Source organism: Dactylosporangium salmoneum (assembly GCF_039532525.1).
In the GTDB taxonomy this organism is placed as follows: domain Bacteria; phylum Actinomycetota; class Actinomycetes; order Mycobacteriales; family Micromonosporaceae; genus Dactylosporangium; species Dactylosporangium salmoneum.
The window spans coordinates 50,132-63,715 of record NZ_BAAARV010000027.1; the positions used below are offsets into that span (position 1 = coordinate 50,132).

A 13,584-nucleotide genomic window follows, 5' to 3' on the forward strand; every position below is an offset into this window, starting at 1 on the left:
GGGTAACCGGACGACGCACTCCTGACACATCGCCATGACTGAACAGATCCTCGTCCTCACGGACGCCGAGGACGTCACCGCCGAGCGGGTCGCGGCGCTGCTCACTTCCCGCGGAGCCGAGGTACTGCTCCTCGATCCGGGAGCCGTGCCGACCGGTGCACAGGTCGAGATGACCGCCGCCGGCACCGGACGCGTTCGCCGGTGGCTGCGTCTCGGCGGCCGGGACGTCGATCTGGACGGTCTGACGTGTGTGTGGCACCGGCGCCCGACGGCGCCGGTGCCACCTCACACCGTCGACGACCCGGACGTGCGGGCCCACCTGTCCGGCGAGGTGAAGACGTACCTCGACGGCGTGTGGCGGGCGCTGGCCTGCCGCCAGGTGCCGGCCACCCGCGACGTGATCGACCGCGCCGACCGCAAGTCGTACCACCTCCCGGCCGCCGTCGAGCTGGGGTTCGCGGTGCCGCCGACGCTGATCACCTCCGACGCCGACCGGCTGCTCGACTTCTACGACGAGCACGACGGGAAGATCATCACGAAGCCGTTGCACCGCTCGCCGCGCGGCACCGCCGAGGCGCCCATGGGCCGCTACACGGAGCCGGTGAGCACCCGCGACCTCGGATACCTCGCGGCGTTGCGGCTGGCGCCGATGATCGTCCAGGCGTACGTGCCGAAGGACGTCGAGCTGCGGGTGACCGTCGTCGGCGCGGTCGTCTTCGCCGTCGAGATCCATTCCCAGGCGACCCGCCACACGCGGTACGACTGGCGCCGCTACGACCACCAGAACACCCCGCTGCAGGTCCACGCGCTGCCCGATGACGTGGCAGAGCGCTGCCGGACGCTGGTGGACCGCCTCGGCCTGAGCTACGGCGCGATCGACCTGATCCTGACCCCGGAGGGGCAATACGTGTTCCTGGAAATCAACCCCAACGGGCAGTACGACTGGCTCGAGCTGGCCACCGGGCTGCCGATCACCGCGGCGGTCGCGGACCTGCTGCTGACCGGTTCGGTCGAGGTGCCGTCATGACGTTGCTGATGGAGGCGGTCGGGCTGCTGCGCGCGGCGAGCGCCGGGAAGGCCGAGCGGGCCGAGGCCCGGGCCCTGGTCGACGCGCTGCGCGCCCGGCACCCCGACGCGGGCGTTCGCCTGCTGTGGCAGCGCGAGGAGTACGACGGGTCGCTGCACTACGACCTGCTCATCCGGCAGGCCGCCGCCGACGCGGGCGTGGTGTCGCTGTCGTGGTGCCCGGACGACGCCCTGCCGTGGCCGTTGCGCGGCGTGCAGCGCGGCGGCGAGATGCTGCTGGTGCGGGTCAACGGTTTCGAGCTGGGCGTGGCCGACGCGATCGGCTTCCTCGACGTGCTGTGGCGGGAGGCGTCGCTGCGCGACCGGCTCGTCGACACCTGCCTGGTGCGCCTGGAGCTCGACGCCGACGGCACGGAGCTCGATGACGCGGCGCTGCAGGAGGCCGCCGACGCGTTCCGGCGGGCGCGCGGCCTGCTCACCCTCGAGGACACCCGCGCCTGGATGTCCCGCGAGCGGCTCAGCGACCAGCAGTTCGAGGACCTCGTCGCGCACCAGGCCCGGGTGGCGAGGCTCCGCGAGCGGGTCACCGCCGGACGGGTCGACGCCGAGCTCGCCGCCGACCCGGGCCGCTACGACCAGCTGCGGCTCGTTCGGGTGGAGACCGCCGACGACGAAGCCGCGGCCCGGCTGGCCGCGGCACCGGACCTGCTCGCCGCCGCGGCGGCCGACTTCGCGGCCGGGATCGGGCCGGCGCCGGTGCTGATGACGGTCACGTGGGCGGACCTCGATCCCGCGCTGGCCGAGGCGATCGCCGGCAACGCGCCGGTGCCGTTCGGCGGCGGCTATCTCGTCGCCGCGGTGCTGGGCGTGCAGCCCGCCACCCGCGACGCGGTCTCGCGGCGGCTGTTCGGCGAGTGGCTGGCCGAGCGGCGGGCCGCGGCGCACGTCGAGTGGAACTGGGGTCCGGCATGAGCGAGCCGAACCTGACCCGCGACGGGGTGTTCCTGGCCGCCGCGGTGCGCCGCCACGCCGACGCCGGCCGGGTCGAGCCGGAGCGGTTGCGGATCCTGCCCGGCCGACTGTTTGCGGCGTTGTGGCTGGCGGCCGCGCTGCTGCTCGCCGGGCTGGGCGCGGTGCTGCTCGCGATGAGCACCGGGCCGGTGCCGCGGTGAGCCGCCGGCGCCTGCCGGAGCTGCGACAGGTCAAGGCGGCCGACTGCGGTGCCGCCTGTCTGGCCATGGTGCTCACCTACCACGGGCGACCCACGACGGTACGGCAGATGACCGCCGACCTCGGGGTGTCCCGCGACGGGCTGAGCGCGCTGGCCCTCGTCGAGGAGGCCGGCCGGCACGGCCTGCACGCCCGGGCGTTCTCCCTGCGCCCCGAGGAACTGGCCGCGGTGCCGACGCCCGCGGTGCTGTACTGGAACTTCAATCACTATGTGCTGCTGGAGCGCTGGGGCCGCCGCCGGGTGCACCTGCTGGACCCGGTCTCCGGGCGGCGCCGGCTCACCCATGAGGAGTTCGAGGTCGGCTTCACCGGTGTCGTCATCGGCTTCGAGCCGGGCCCGGACTTCCGGCCCGTCGACGCCGAGCCGGACCGGCCGGCCTGGCGGCGGCAGTGGCTCAGCGCGGCGCTGCGCCGGTACCGCGGGCTGCTGGCACAGGTGCTGCTGGCCTCGGTACTGCTGCAGGTGCTCGGCCTGGCGGTGCCGGCCCTGTCGGCGGTCCTGGTGGACCGGCTGCTGCCCACCGGCGCCACCGACCTGCTGGCCCCGCTCGCGCTCGCCGTCGCGGTCGCCGTCGTGGCACACGTCGTGCTCGGCTTCCTGCGAACCGCGCTGCTGCTGACCCTGCGCTCGCGCGCCGACGACGACGTCACCGGCGGGGTGGTGCGGCACCTGTTCGCCCTGCCGTACCGCTTCTTCGCCGAGCGCGGCAGCGGCGACCTGGTGATGCGCACCCAGAGCGTCGCCGCGCTGCGGGACATCCTCTCCGGTCACGTGTTGTTGACGCTGCTCGACGCCCCGCTGGCGCTGGGGTACCTCGGCCTGGTGCTGTGGCGCGACCCGGTGTTCGGCGGCTTCCTCGCCGCGCTCGCCTGCGTCCAGCTGACGCTGCTGCTGCTCACCCGCCGCCGCGTCGCCGAGCTCGCCGAACGGGAGCTGCACGCCTCCGCCAAGGCGCAGGCGCAGCTCATCGAGGCACTGAGCGGCATCGAGACGCTCAAGGCCGCCAGCGCCGAGGAACGCGCCGTCCAGCGCTGGTCGTACCTGCTCGCGGGACAGCTCAACGCCGGCACCCGGCACGGTCTGGTGCGCGGCGGCCTGGAGACCGCGCTCGGGGCACTGCAGTACCTCGCGCCAGCCCTGCTGCTGCTCATCGGCGCCCAGCGCGTCCTGCACGGCGAGCTGAGCCTCGGCACCATGCTCGCCCTCAGCGCGCTCGCCACCGCGGCGCTCGCCCCGCTGTCGTCCATTGTGGACAACCTGCACCAGTTGCAGCAGACCGGCGCGCACCTGGCCCGCCTCGACGACATCCTGGACGAGGCGCCGGAGGAGGGCGGCCGGGAGGCGCCCGCCCACGACGGGCGGGTGTCCGTGCGCGACCTGAGCTTCCGGTTCGACCCGCGGGCGCCGTGGGTGCTGCGCGGGCTGACGTTCACGATCGAGCCGGGACAGAAGGTCGCGTTCGTCGGCCGCTCCGGCTCCGGCAAGAGCACCCTCGCCCGGCTGCTGCTGGGCCTGTACCGGCCGACCGAGGGCCACGTGTACCACGGCGGGCACGACACGGCGACGCTCGACGTGCGCACGCTGCGCCGGCAGTTCGGCGTGGTGACCCAGGACCCGACGCTGTTCACCGGCAGCGTGCGGGAGAACATCAGCCTGACCGACCCGCAGGCGCCGCTGTCCCGGGTGGCCGCCGCGGCGGCCGCGGCCGGCATCCACGACGACATCATGGCGATGCCGATGGGCTACGACACGCTCCTCGTCGACGGCGGCGGCCTGTCCGGCGGCCAGCGCCAGCGAATCGCCCTGGCCCGCGCGCTGCTGCCCGAGCCGCGGGTGCTGTTGCTGGACGAGGCGACGAGCAATCTCGACCCGGCCACCGAGGCGTACATCGAACAGGAACTGGCCGAGCTGCCGCAGACCCGCATCGTCATCGCGCACCGGTTGAGCACCGTCCGCGACGCCGACGTCATCTACGTCCTGGACGGCGGGCGCATCGTGGAACAGGGCAGCCACGACGAACTGCTCGCCCTCGGTGGCCGTTACGCGGAACTCGCCACACTCCAGGGGGCGTGGGGCGCCCTCGCCGCCGTGCCCAAATGGGTGTAGGACTGGGCGTGCCCGCGCCTGCGGCCCGGGCCCGACGCGACCGCCGGGCAGAGCGGCGATACTACGTCGTCGCCGAGGCGCTGACCAACGCGGTCAAGCACGCGCGCGCCTCGGCCGTCACCGTGACCGTCGAGGCACCCGCCTCGGACGGCGTCCTGCGGGTCGAGGTCCGTGACGACGGCGTCGGGGGCGCCGAGTTCGCCCGCGGCACCGGCCTGGTCGGCCTCAACGACCGCGTGGAGGCGCTCGGCGGCCGGATCGCCGTCGACAGCCCGCGCGGGGCAGGGACCGCCCTGCGCGCGCAGATCCCGCTCCCCGCCGCGAACGAGGACGACGCGCACCCGCCCGGGTGATGCGGGAGTCGTACGACCCGCTGCAGCAAAGTCGCACCCAACCCGGATCGGATCCGGGGGGCTCTGAGGGGTGACAGGATCATCCGACGACAGCGGGGAGGCGGCTCTCACTATGCGTGACGGGCCGGGGCTGCTGCAGCCCCTGATGATCGACGAACTGCCACCGACCAAGGTGGACCTGCGCCGGGCCGTGCGGGCGGGCCGGCGCCGCAAGCGCGCCCGCGCGGCGGCGCTCGCCGGAGTCGCCTGCCTGGCGGTGCTCGCCGCGGCCACGGTGGTCAACCGGACCATCATCGCGGCCGGGCCACCGCAGCGGCCCGCGGCGACCGGGCCGGCGACGCCGTTCGCGGTGCTGCCGCCGGTGGCCGCCTACACGAAGGCGCCCACCACGCCCGGCGTCTCCTGCGTCGTCGGCGACGAGAGGGTGCCCGGCGTCGACGCCAAGAGCGTGAGGACGTTCGTGTTCGACCCCACGGGGCGGGTCGGCGTCGGCCGCGAGCAGCTCGGCGACAACGCGTTCGGCGACTATCTGCGCTCGGCCGACGGCGGGGTCGAGCACATCGCCCCGCAGGGCGACACCGGCGATGTCATCGCGGTCGGCACGAACGGCGACTTCGTGACCCGCGGCGGCCGCCACAGCGGCGGGAAGTTCAGCCCGCTGCCGGAGGTTCAGGCCGCGAACTCCCGCGGCGACGTGGTCACCACCGCCCGGTCCGGGCCCGTGTCGGTCGGGCCGGCCGGCGAGCAGCTGCGGCCGCTGCAGGCGCCGCCCGGGTTCACCGCGCACGCCGTCGCCATCAGCGAGGACGGCATCGTCGCCGGCTACGTCGAGCGCAAGGTCGGCGAGCTGTCCGACTCGGCGCCGGTCGTCTGGGACCGCACCGGCCGGCTGCTGCGCCAGCTGCCCGTCCCGGCCGACGCCCGCAGCGTGCTGATGATGGATATCACCGGCGACTGGGTGCTGGCCCGCGGCGTGCGGTGGAACCTGAAGACCGGCGCGATGGACGTCATCGACAACATCTGGGCCCGCTACGTCGACACGCAGGGCCGGGTGTACGGCGACCAGCCGCAGATGGCGCCGCCGCACCCGGGCTACTGGGTCAACGGCGCGGCCGCTGTGCTGCCGGTCGACGGCCGCGAGTGGGTCGGGATGATCACCGCGGTCAATGACGACGGGTCGCGGATCGCCGCCAGCATCGGCGTGGAGGCGACCGGCGAGTGGCGCGAGGTGGTGTGGTCGTGCCGATGACCGACAGCGCCACGCCGCCGGTGTCCGCCGAGCTGCCCCGCGAGGAGCCCCGGCCGCACGCGGCCGGACCGCACAGCGGCGACGAGCTCGAGCGGGAGTACATCGCCTACTTCGAGGCCCGCCTGCCCGGCCTGCGCCGCCTCGCGGTGCTGCTGTGCGGCGACCACGACCGGGCCGACGACATCGTGCAGGCGGCGGCCACAACGCTGTTCGTGCGGTGGAAACAGGCCCGGCAGGCGGAAAACGTCGACGCCTACGTGCGGAGGGTCGTGGTCAACACCTTCCTGCGCGAGCGGCGGCGGCTGTGGTCGCGGGTGCTGCTCAGCGAGCGCCTGCCGGATCGAGCGGCTGTCACGGGGCAGCCGATCGACGAGCGGGTGGTCGTCCGGGCGGCCCTGCGCCGGCTCCCCCCGCGCCAGCAGGCGGTGCTGGTGCTGCGGTTCCTGTGCGACCTGCCGGTGGCGGAGGTCGCGGAGCTGCTCGGCTGTTCGGAAGGCACGGTCAAGAGTCAGACCTCCGACGGGCTTGCCACGCTGCGCAAGCGCCTCGGGGACCGGGCAGTCAGGCTGCCGGGCGACGAGTGGAGAGGGCAGTGAACGAGATGACGATGCGCCGGCGCGGCCTGCTGGCGGCGGTGACGGGCGGCATGGCGGTCCTCGCCGTCGTCGGCGCCGCGAGCCTCATCCATAACGCGGCCGGCTCGCCGGCGGCGTCGGCGCCTAGCGCGCCGTCGGCGCCCGCCGCGCCGCCGCTGGGCACCTGCACGTTCGTGGACGAGCCGATCCCGGGCGGGCCGCGCAACGTGCTCACCGACGGGGTCCTCAGCGACCGCGGCGGCAAGGTGTACGTCGTGCCGGGCGGGCATGGCTTCGACGTGTACCAGGGCGGCGGCGCACCACGGCGGGTCACCGTCCCGCCGGGCCTGCAGGCGGTGTACATGGCGGTCGACGCCCGCGGCGACGTGCTCGGCGGCGACCAGTACAAGCCCTGGATCTTCCGCGACGGCGCCTTCCGCGAGCTGCCGCTGCCCGCCGGCACGAAGGAGGTCCGCGAGGCCAGGATGAACGAGCGCGGCGACGTCGCCGTGCTGCTCGGCATCGGCGGCCCGAGCGGCGACCTGTCCGCGATGAAGGTCGCGGTGTGGCCGGCGGCCATGCCGCCCGCCCTGACCGTCTACGAGCTGCCCCGGGCGACGGTGACCCTCGGCGGGATCAGCGACGACGGCATGGTCGCCGCGGCCTACAAGCGCGAGGTGGACGGCCGGGCGGTGAGCGGCGCGGTCGCCTGGCTGCCCGACGGCACCCGCAGGGACCTGCCCACCGCCGGGGCCGACACGACCATGACCGACGTGAACGGCGACTGGATCATCGGGGGCTCCTCCCGGTGGAACGTGCGCACCGGCTCGCTCGACCAGGTCACCGGCATCCTCGCGCGCAAGGTCGACAAGTTCGGCCGGGTCTTCGGCGAGGCGCCCAACCTGGCCCCGCCCCATCCGGCGGTGTGGGTCAACGGCACCGTCACGTGGCTGCCCACCGATCCCAAGCGGCCGCTCGGGATGATGGGCCAGATCAGCACCGACGGCACCCGGATCACGAGCGTCCTGCAGGCCGACAACCCGCCCGACCCGCGCCCCGTGGTCTGGACCTGCGCATAGCAACGGCCATCACGACGCCCGGGCCGCCGTGTCGAACACGGCGGCCCGGGTCGTGGACGCCTAGGCCGTCGGGCCCATCTTGGTCAGCCGGGCGTAGAGCTCGGGCCGCCGGTCGCGCAGGAACGGGCGCTTGCGCCGGGACAGCTCGACCAGGCTCAGGTCCACCTCCGCCACCGCCAGGCCGTCGGCGCCGTCGGCCTCGGCGAGCACGTCGCCGTCCGGGCCGTAGACGGCGCTGAGGCCGAAGTAGTCCTTGACGCCCTCCTTGCCGACCCGGTTCGAGCAGATCACGAACATCCCGTTGAACACCGCGTGCGCGCGCAGCTCGAGCTGGAAGACCTCGCGCATGGGCGCGCTGGCCGAGGCCACCGGCACGCAGAGCACCGACCCGCCGCGCAGGGCCACGATCCGGCTGAGCTCGGGGAAGTGCCGCTCGTAGCAGATGATCGTGCCGACGCCGGTCTCCCCGGTGTCGACGACCTCGGGTTCCGAGCCGCCCGGCTGGAAGTAGAACTTCTCCGGGAAGCCGTTCGAGAACGGCAGATGCGACTTGCGGTACACCGACTTGAGCTCGCCCGCGACGTACGTGCAGGCCGTGTTGTAGTACACGCCCGGCACGTCGGCCGCCTCGAAGATCGACGAGACGATCGTCATGCCGTGCTGGCGCGACCGTTCGGCGGCCATCCGGTTCGAGGGCCCGTCGATGCGCTCGGCCAGCTCGAAGTAGTCGAGGTCGGGCTCCGGCTGGACGAACGGCACGGCGAAGAGCTCCGGCAGCAGGAGGATCCGGGCGCCCTGGCCGGCGGCGTCGTCGATGAGGTCGGCGGCGCGCCCGATCGTCTCGGTGCGGTCGCCGGAGGCCTGTAGTTGCAGCGCTGCGAGTTTCACGCGAGGACCTTCTCCGAAGCCTGGGTCAGTCCGGTGATGGCCACCCCTGACCGGGTCTTGTACCGCTTGTTCACCGAGATGAGCACGGCGGTGAGCGGCTCCAGCTGGCGGGCCAGCCGGAGCCGGCCGGCGTCGACCGCCCGGCCACCGGTCACGTCGGCGGCCAGCCCCATGACGAGATCCTTGGCCGCGCGGTCGTCGCCGCACACCAGGACGTCCTCGTGGCTCAGGTCCGCCTCCGGGTCGAGCAGGAGCGGAGCCGAGAGGTGGTGGAACGCGCCCACCAAGGTGGCGGCGCCGACGATCGCGGCGGCCTCCTCGGCGGCGCTGCCCGCGGGCACGTCGAGGCCGAAGGGGCCGAGCTTGTCGAAGCCGAGCGGGTTGACGCAGCTGATGACGACCTTGCCGTCCAGCGCGCCGGCCAGGCCGGTGACCAGCTCGCTGTGCCCGTCGTACGGCACGGCGAGCAGCACGACGGGCGCGGAGGCGGCCGCGTCGAGGTTCGAGGCACCGGTGATCTCGGCGGCATCGAGCTGCTGCCGCAACTCCGCGGCGGCGGCCTCGGCCCGCGCGGCGTCGCGGGACCCGAGCACGATGGAGTGTCCGGCGCGGGCCAGGCGGTAGGCCAGCCCGCGCCCCTGCGGGCCGGTCCCGCCGATGACCGCGATCCTTGTCAGGCTCATCGGCTCAGGCCTTCGCGGCCTGGGCGAGCCGGGTGAGGGTCTGCTCCTTGTCGCCCAGGGTCGAGATGATCGGGCTGCGGACGCCGGCCTCGTGGTACGACATCAGCTTCTGGTACGCGTCGTCCGTGGAGCCGCAGGCGGTCACGTTCTGGACCAGGCTGTTGGGGACGAGCTGCATCGCCCGCTTGATGTCCTCCGGGGTGGCCGGCCAGCCGGCGATCTCCTGGAGCCGGTCGACCAGCTCGCGCTCGACGCCGCAGTGCTCGGCGATGTGCGGCTGCTGGCACAGGTACAGCGTGAGGAAGGCCTTGCAGGCGTCGATGGCCTCCTGCGGGTCGTCGTCGTTGATGCTGCAGGAGACGATCTGGGTGAGGTCGATCTGCTGCTTGCCGTCGGTCCGCTTGGCGATGCCGCGTTCGATGGCCGCGCGGGCGCCGACGAGGTACGACGGCGGCAGGAGGAAGTCCATGTGCACGCCGTCGCTGATCTCACCGGCCAGCTCCAGCATCTTGGGCCCGACGGCGCCGATGTAGATCGGGATGTCGACGGGCTTGTTCTCGCGGTACATGCTGTCGAACCGCACGCCGCGCATCTGCACGAACTCGCCGTCGAAGTCGACCAGCTCGTTGCGGAAGAACGACTGCAGCACGGTGATGTACTCGCGCATCGACGCGATCGGCTTGGACAGGGGCTGGCCGACCTTGGTCGCCAGCGGCTCCCACCAGGCACCGATGCCCAGGATCGCCCGGCCCGGCGCCACCTCGTCGAGCGTCTTGAACGTGACCGCCATCAGCGAGGCGTTGCGGCTCTTGTTGTTGACGACGCCGGTGCCGATCTTCACGTTGCGGGTCTTGCTCGCGATGATCGCCGCCGGCACGATGCCGTCGCGGGCAAGCCGCCCCTCGGCGACCCAGACGGACTCGAACCCATTCTGGTCGGCGAACTCGGCCTGCCAGTAGGTCTGCTCGAGGCTGAGCCGCTCGCCGACATGGATGCCAAGAGGAAGGTTCATCGTATTGACAGCTCCGTTCAGTCTCGTTCAGAAGAGGTACGGCGTGCCGCGCTCGGCGAAGACACCCCGGCCCGCGGCGCCGTCGAAGGAACCCGACGCGTCGACCAGGTGGTCGCCGCGCGACAGGACGTGGACCGGCTTGCCGGTCACCCGCATCCCGTCGTACAGGTTGTAGTCGGTCCGCATGTGCGTGCCCGCGGTGGTGATGACGTGGTCGGCCTGCGGGTCCCACACCACCAGGTCGGCGTCGGCCCCCACCGCGACGATGCCCTTGCGGGGGAAGAGGCCGAAGAGCTTGGCCGGCCGGGTGGAGACCAGGTCGACGAACCGGCACGGGTCGATCCGGCCGCTCGCCACGCCGCCCTCCCACAGCACCATGAGCCGGTCCTCGATGCCGGGCACGCCGTTGGGCACCTTGGGGAAGTAGCCGGGGCTGCGCAGCTTCTGCGGCGGAAGGTCGTCGGGCTGGTGCATGCAGAAGCCCGCGTGGTCGGTCGCCACCGTCGCCACCGCGCCGGTGACGACCGCCTTCCACAGGCCTTCCTGGTTGCTGCGCTCGCGGATCGGCGGCGAGCACAGGTACGCGGCGGCCCGCTCACCGAGGCCGACGTAGTCCTCGTAGGCGACCTGGAGGTACTGCGGGCAGGTCTCCGCCCAGACCCGCCGGCCGTCGGCGCGCGCCCGGCTGATCTCCTCGGCCGCCGCGGCGCTGGAGACGTGCACGATGTACAGCGGCGCACCGACCGACTCGGCGAGCACGATCGCGCGGTGCACGGCCTCGGCCTCGGAGTCGTGGCCGTGCGCCGTGGCGTGGAAGTGCTCGGCCGTGTTGCCGCTGTCGATCAGCCGTTGCGTCTCACGGGCCACCATGTGCCCGTTCTCGGCGTGCACGATCGGCAGCACGCCGAGCTCGTGCGCCAGCTCGAAACCCTCCAGGAGCTGACCGTCGTCGACCATCTGGGTGCCCGGGTACGCCATGAAGAACTTCCAGCTGACCGCCCCCGCGCCGGCGAGCCGGCGGAGGTCGTCGAGCACGTCGGGCTGCTGGTCGCGGGGCGGGACGATGGCGTGCAGGCCGAAGTCGATGACGGACCGCTCCGCCGCCGCGTCGCGCCGGCGGAGGTACGTGTCGTACAGCGACCGGTCGGGCTCCTTCTTCACGAAGTCGAGGATCGTCGTCGTGCCGCCGTGGGCAGCGGCGACGGTCCCGGTGTAGAAGTCGTCGGCCGTCCTGGTGGTGAACCCGTCGATCGGGTACTCCAGGTGGGTGTGCACGTCGATCCCGCCCGGGATGACGAGCTTCCCGGTCGCGTCGATGACGTGGTCGGCGGTCCAGTCCGAACCGATACCGAGCGCAACGATCCGCCCGTCACGCACCAGGACGTCGGCGCGGATCGCCGAGTCGGCGTTGACGACCGTGCCGCCGCTGATCAGTGTCGATCCCATATCCATCTCCTGAAAACTCAGCCCTGGTAGTGCTCGTCGGCGAGGGCGAGCACCTCGTCGAGGACGCCGAGCGCCAGGTCGATCTCTTCGGGCTTGATGACCAGCGGCGGCGTGAGGCGCAGGACGTTGAAGTTCGCGGTCAGGTACACGCCCCGCGCCATCGCCGCCTTGAGCAGCTTGCCCACGGGTGCCGCGGCGGCTCCCTTGGCGTTGAACGGCACGAGCGGTTCCTTCGTGGCGCGGTTCTTCACCAGCTCGACGCCGTAGAAGAGGCCGCGGCCGCGGATGTCGCCGATGCTCGGGTGCCGCTCGGCCAGCGAGGCCAGGCCGGCGCCGAGCCGTTCGCCCATCGCACGCGAGTTCTCGACGACGCCCTCGTCCTGCATGATCTGCAGCGAGGCCACGCCGGACGCGCACGCGAGCGGGTGCCCGGCGTAGGTCATGCCGCCCCAGAACATGTTGTCCTTGAGCCACTCGGAAATGCGCGCGTTGACCGTCATCGCCCCGAGCGGGACGTAGCCGGAGTTCAGGCCCTTGGCGGTGATGAGGATGTCGGGCGTGACGTTCCAGTGGTTGCAGGCGAACCACTCGCCGGTGCGGCCGAAGCCGGCCATCACCTCGTCGAAGATCAGGATGATGCCGTACCGGTCGCAGACCTCGCGCAGGGACTGCAGGTACCCGTCCGGCGGGTACAGCAGGCCGTTGGTCCCGGTGACCGGCTCGACGATGACGGCGGCGACGGTCTCGGGATTCTCGTACTGCAGGATCTCCTCGAGGTGCGGGCCACCCGAGCAGACGGGGCAGGGGTCCGGGTGCCCGGCCGGGCAGCGGTACGTGTACGGGTCCAGCATGCGTACCACGCCGCTGATGCCCGGCTCCGCGGCCCACCGGCGCGGGTCACCGGTGAGCGACATCGCGCCCGCGGTGGCGCCGTGGTACGAGCGGTACCGCGCGACGATCTTGTGCCGGCCGGTGACGTGGCGGGCCAGCCGGACCGCGTTCTCGTTGGCCGCCGCGCCGCCGGTGGTGAAGAAGCTCATCTTCAGGTCGCCGGGGGTCAGGTGGGCGATCATCTCGGCCAGCTCGGCGCGCGAGCGCTCCGCGAACCCAGGGCCGATGTAGCACAGCTCCTCGGCCTGGGCGCGGATCGCCTCGACGAGGCGGGGGTGCTGGTGGCCCAGGTTCAGGTTGACGAGCTGGGACTGGAAGTCGAGGTACTTGCGGCCGTCGTAGTCCCAGAACCATGAGCCCGATCCGCCGGCCACGGGGATGGGGTCCAGCGCGCCCTGCACCGACCAGGAGTGGATCACGTACTCCTTGTCGACGGCCTTGACGCGCTGAGCGGTCCAGGCCTGAGTCTCGGTGATCGTCATGACGCGCCCTTGACCTCGGCGCCGAAGCTGGCGAGCCGGGCGAGCGGGCGTCCGGCGTTGGACGCCGCGCAGATCACGAAGATTTCGCGGGGCCGCGGCACGTCGGCGACCTGCAGCGTCACGGTCTGGTGGTGGGAGCGCGTCTTGGAGTCCAGCTTGTGCTTGAGCGGGATGTCGATCGGGCTGCCGGGAAGCCCGACCTTCTCGGCCGCCGGCAGCAGTTCCGTGCCGCCGGCCGCCTTGCGGAAGACGTTGCCGAAGCGCAGGTTGTGAATGAGCGCCGAGCCGTGCTCGACCTCCCCGTCGATGCCGACGAGAGCCGCCTTGCCGAACGCCTCGACCTCGTCGCCCAGCAGCTCGACGCAGGCGGGCCCGATGAGGCTGCCGATCTCCTCACCCAGCTCGTCGGCCAGGGTGACCAGATCCTGCACGTAGGTGCTCGGGTAGGGGTTCTCGATGACGACCCCGACGAACGCGACGCGGTGGCGGGGCTGCACGTCCTGACCATTCTCCAGCCAGGTCTCCTCGAGATGGCGAACGATCTTCCGGACCCTGATCACGAT

14 protein-coding genes are annotated in these 13,584 nt (G+C 72.6%); 8 read left to right on the plus strand and 6 right to left on the minus strand.

Features of this window, described 5'->3' with window-relative positions:
• The first annotated feature begins 34 nt into the window (after positions 1–34).
• The 8 genes from ABD352_RS18700 to ABD352_RS18735 all read left to right on the plus strand — a co-directional run bounded on the left by ABD352_RS18700 (position 35) and on the right by ABD352_RS18735 (position 7,619).
• Positions 35–1,027, plus strand: coding sequence for an MvdC/MvdD family ATP grasp protein (locus ABD352_RS18700; RefSeq protein WP_344613680.1), 993 nt, complete (start codon positions 35–37; stop codon positions 1,025–1,027).
• On the plus strand, positions 1,024–1,998 hold the full coding sequence (locus tag ABD352_RS18705) for a TIGR04500 family putative peptide maturation system protein (protein WP_344613681.1): 975 nt from the start codon (positions 1,024–1,026) through the stop codon (positions 1,996–1,998). Before ABD352_RS18700 ends, ABD352_RS18705 begins: the two co-directional genes overlap by 4 nt.
• On the plus strand, positions 1,995–2,198 hold the full coding sequence (locus ABD352_RS18710; protein WP_344613682.1) for a hypothetical protein: 204 nt from the start codon (positions 1,995–1,997) through the stop codon (positions 2,196–2,198). Before ABD352_RS18705 ends, ABD352_RS18710 begins: the two co-directional genes overlap by 4 nt.
• Positions 2,195–4,363 carry a peptidase domain-containing ABC transporter gene (locus ABD352_RS18715; RefSeq protein WP_344613683.1) on the plus strand — a complete coding sequence of 723 codons (2,169 nt, stop codon included), beginning with the start codon at positions 2,195–2,197 and terminating at the stop codon, positions 4,361–4,363. Before ABD352_RS18710 ends, ABD352_RS18715 begins: the two co-directional genes overlap by 4 nt.
• Positions 4,364–4,371: 8 nt before the next feature.
• Entirely contained in the window at positions 4,372–4,716 is a 345-nt protein-coding gene (locus ABD352_RS18720; protein ID WP_344613684.1) for a sensor histidine kinase, read from the plus strand.
• A 112-nt stretch (positions 4,717–4,828) separates the two neighbouring features.
• Positions 4,829–5,965 carry a hypothetical protein gene (locus tag ABD352_RS18725; protein ID WP_344613685.1) on the plus strand — a complete coding sequence of 379 codons (1,137 nt, stop codon included), beginning with the start codon at positions 4,829–4,831 and terminating at the stop codon, positions 5,963–5,965.
• On the plus strand, positions 5,962–6,561 hold the full coding sequence (locus ABD352_RS18730; protein WP_344613836.1) for a SigE family RNA polymerase sigma factor: 600 nt from the start codon (positions 5,962–5,964) through the stop codon (positions 6,559–6,561). The genes ABD352_RS18725 and ABD352_RS18730 overlap by 4 nt, the downstream gene beginning before the upstream one ends.
• Positions 6,558–7,619, plus strand: a complete 1,062-nt coding sequence (locus ABD352_RS18735) for a hypothetical protein (protein WP_344613686.1) — start codon at positions 6,558–6,560, stop codon at positions 7,617–7,619. The genes ABD352_RS18730 and ABD352_RS18735 overlap by 4 nt, the downstream gene beginning before the upstream one ends.
• A gap of 60 nt (positions 7,620–7,679) precedes the next feature.
• On the opposite strand, the gene ABD352_RS18740 is transcribed toward ABD352_RS18735, so the two are convergent.
• The 6 genes from ABD352_RS18740 to ABD352_RS18765 are packed head-to-tail and all read right to left on the minus strand — an operon-like array spanning position 7,680 to position 13,581.
• Entirely contained in the window at positions 7,680–8,507 is an 828-nt protein-coding gene (locus ABD352_RS18740) for a carbon-nitrogen hydrolase family protein (protein WP_344613687.1), read from the minus strand.
• Positions 8,504–9,190 (minus strand): NADPH-dependent F420 reductase, encoded by a 687-nt coding sequence (npdG, locus tag ABD352_RS18745; RefSeq protein ID WP_344613688.1) that lies wholly within the window; start codon positions 9,188–9,190, stop codon positions 8,504–8,506. The genes ABD352_RS18740 and npdG overlap by 4 nt, the downstream gene beginning before the upstream one ends.
• Positions 9,191–9,194: 4 nt before the next feature.
• Positions 9,195–10,202, minus strand: coding sequence for an LLM class flavin-dependent oxidoreductase (locus ABD352_RS18750; protein WP_344613689.1), 1,008 nt, complete (start codon positions 10,200–10,202; stop codon positions 9,195–9,197).
• A 27-nt stretch (positions 10,203–10,229) separates the two neighbouring features.
• Positions 10,230–11,648: a dihydropyrimidinase gene (gene hydA / locus ABD352_RS18755; protein ID WP_344613690.1), complete on the minus strand. Its 1,419-nt coding sequence runs from the start codon at positions 11,646–11,648 to the stop codon at positions 10,230–10,232.
• Between the two features lie 17 nt (positions 11,649–11,665).
• The gene (locus ABD352_RS18760) at positions 11,666–13,021 is read right to left on the minus strand and encodes an aminotransferase class III-fold pyridoxal phosphate-dependent enzyme (protein WP_344613691.1); all 1,356 of its coding nucleotides are present in this window, start codon (positions 13,019–13,021) and stop codon (positions 11,666–11,668) included.
• Positions 13,018–13,581 (minus strand): amino acid synthesis family protein, encoded by a 564-nt coding sequence (locus ABD352_RS18765; RefSeq protein ID WP_344613692.1) that lies wholly within the window; start codon positions 13,579–13,581, stop codon positions 13,018–13,020. Before ABD352_RS18765 ends, ABD352_RS18760 begins: the two co-directional genes overlap by 4 nt.
• Positions 13,582–13,584 lie beyond the last annotated feature (3 nt).

Bases quoted from the DNA above. Each gene is read 5' to 3' on its own strand.
- hydA (WP_344613690.1), bottom strand. From the start codon at position 11,648: ATGGGATCGACACTGATCAGCGGCGGCACGGTCGTCAACGCCGACTCG.
- ABD352_RS18710 (WP_344613682.1), top strand. From the start codon at position 1,995: ATGAGCGAGCCGAACCTGACCCGCGACGGGGTGTTCCTGGCCGCCGCG.
- npdG (WP_344613688.1), bottom strand. From the start codon at position 9,190: ATGAGCCTGACAAGGATCGCGGTCATCGGCGGGACCGGCCCGCAGGGG.
- ABD352_RS18705 (WP_344613681.1), top strand. From the start codon at position 1,024: ATGACGTTGCTGATGGAGGCGGTCGGGCTGCTGCGCGCGGCGAGCGCC.
- ABD352_RS18700 (WP_344613680.1), top strand. From the start codon at position 35: ATGACTGAACAGATCCTCGTCCTCACGGACGCCGAGGACGTCACCGCC.
- ABD352_RS18760 (WP_344613691.1), bottom strand. From the start codon at position 13,021: ATGACGATCACCGAGACTCAGGCCTGGACCGCTCAGCGCGTCAAGGCC.
- ABD352_RS18730 (WP_344613836.1), top strand. From the start codon at position 5,962: ATGACCGACAGCGCCACGCCGCCGGTGTCCGCCGAGCTGCCCCGCGAG.
- ABD352_RS18750 (WP_344613689.1), bottom strand. From the start codon at position 10,202: ATGAACCTTCCTCTTGGCATCCATGTCGGCGAGCGGCTCAGCCTCGAG.
- ABD352_RS18725 (WP_344613685.1), top strand. From the start codon at position 4,829: ATGCGTGACGGGCCGGGGCTGCTGCAGCCCCTGATGATCGACGAACTG.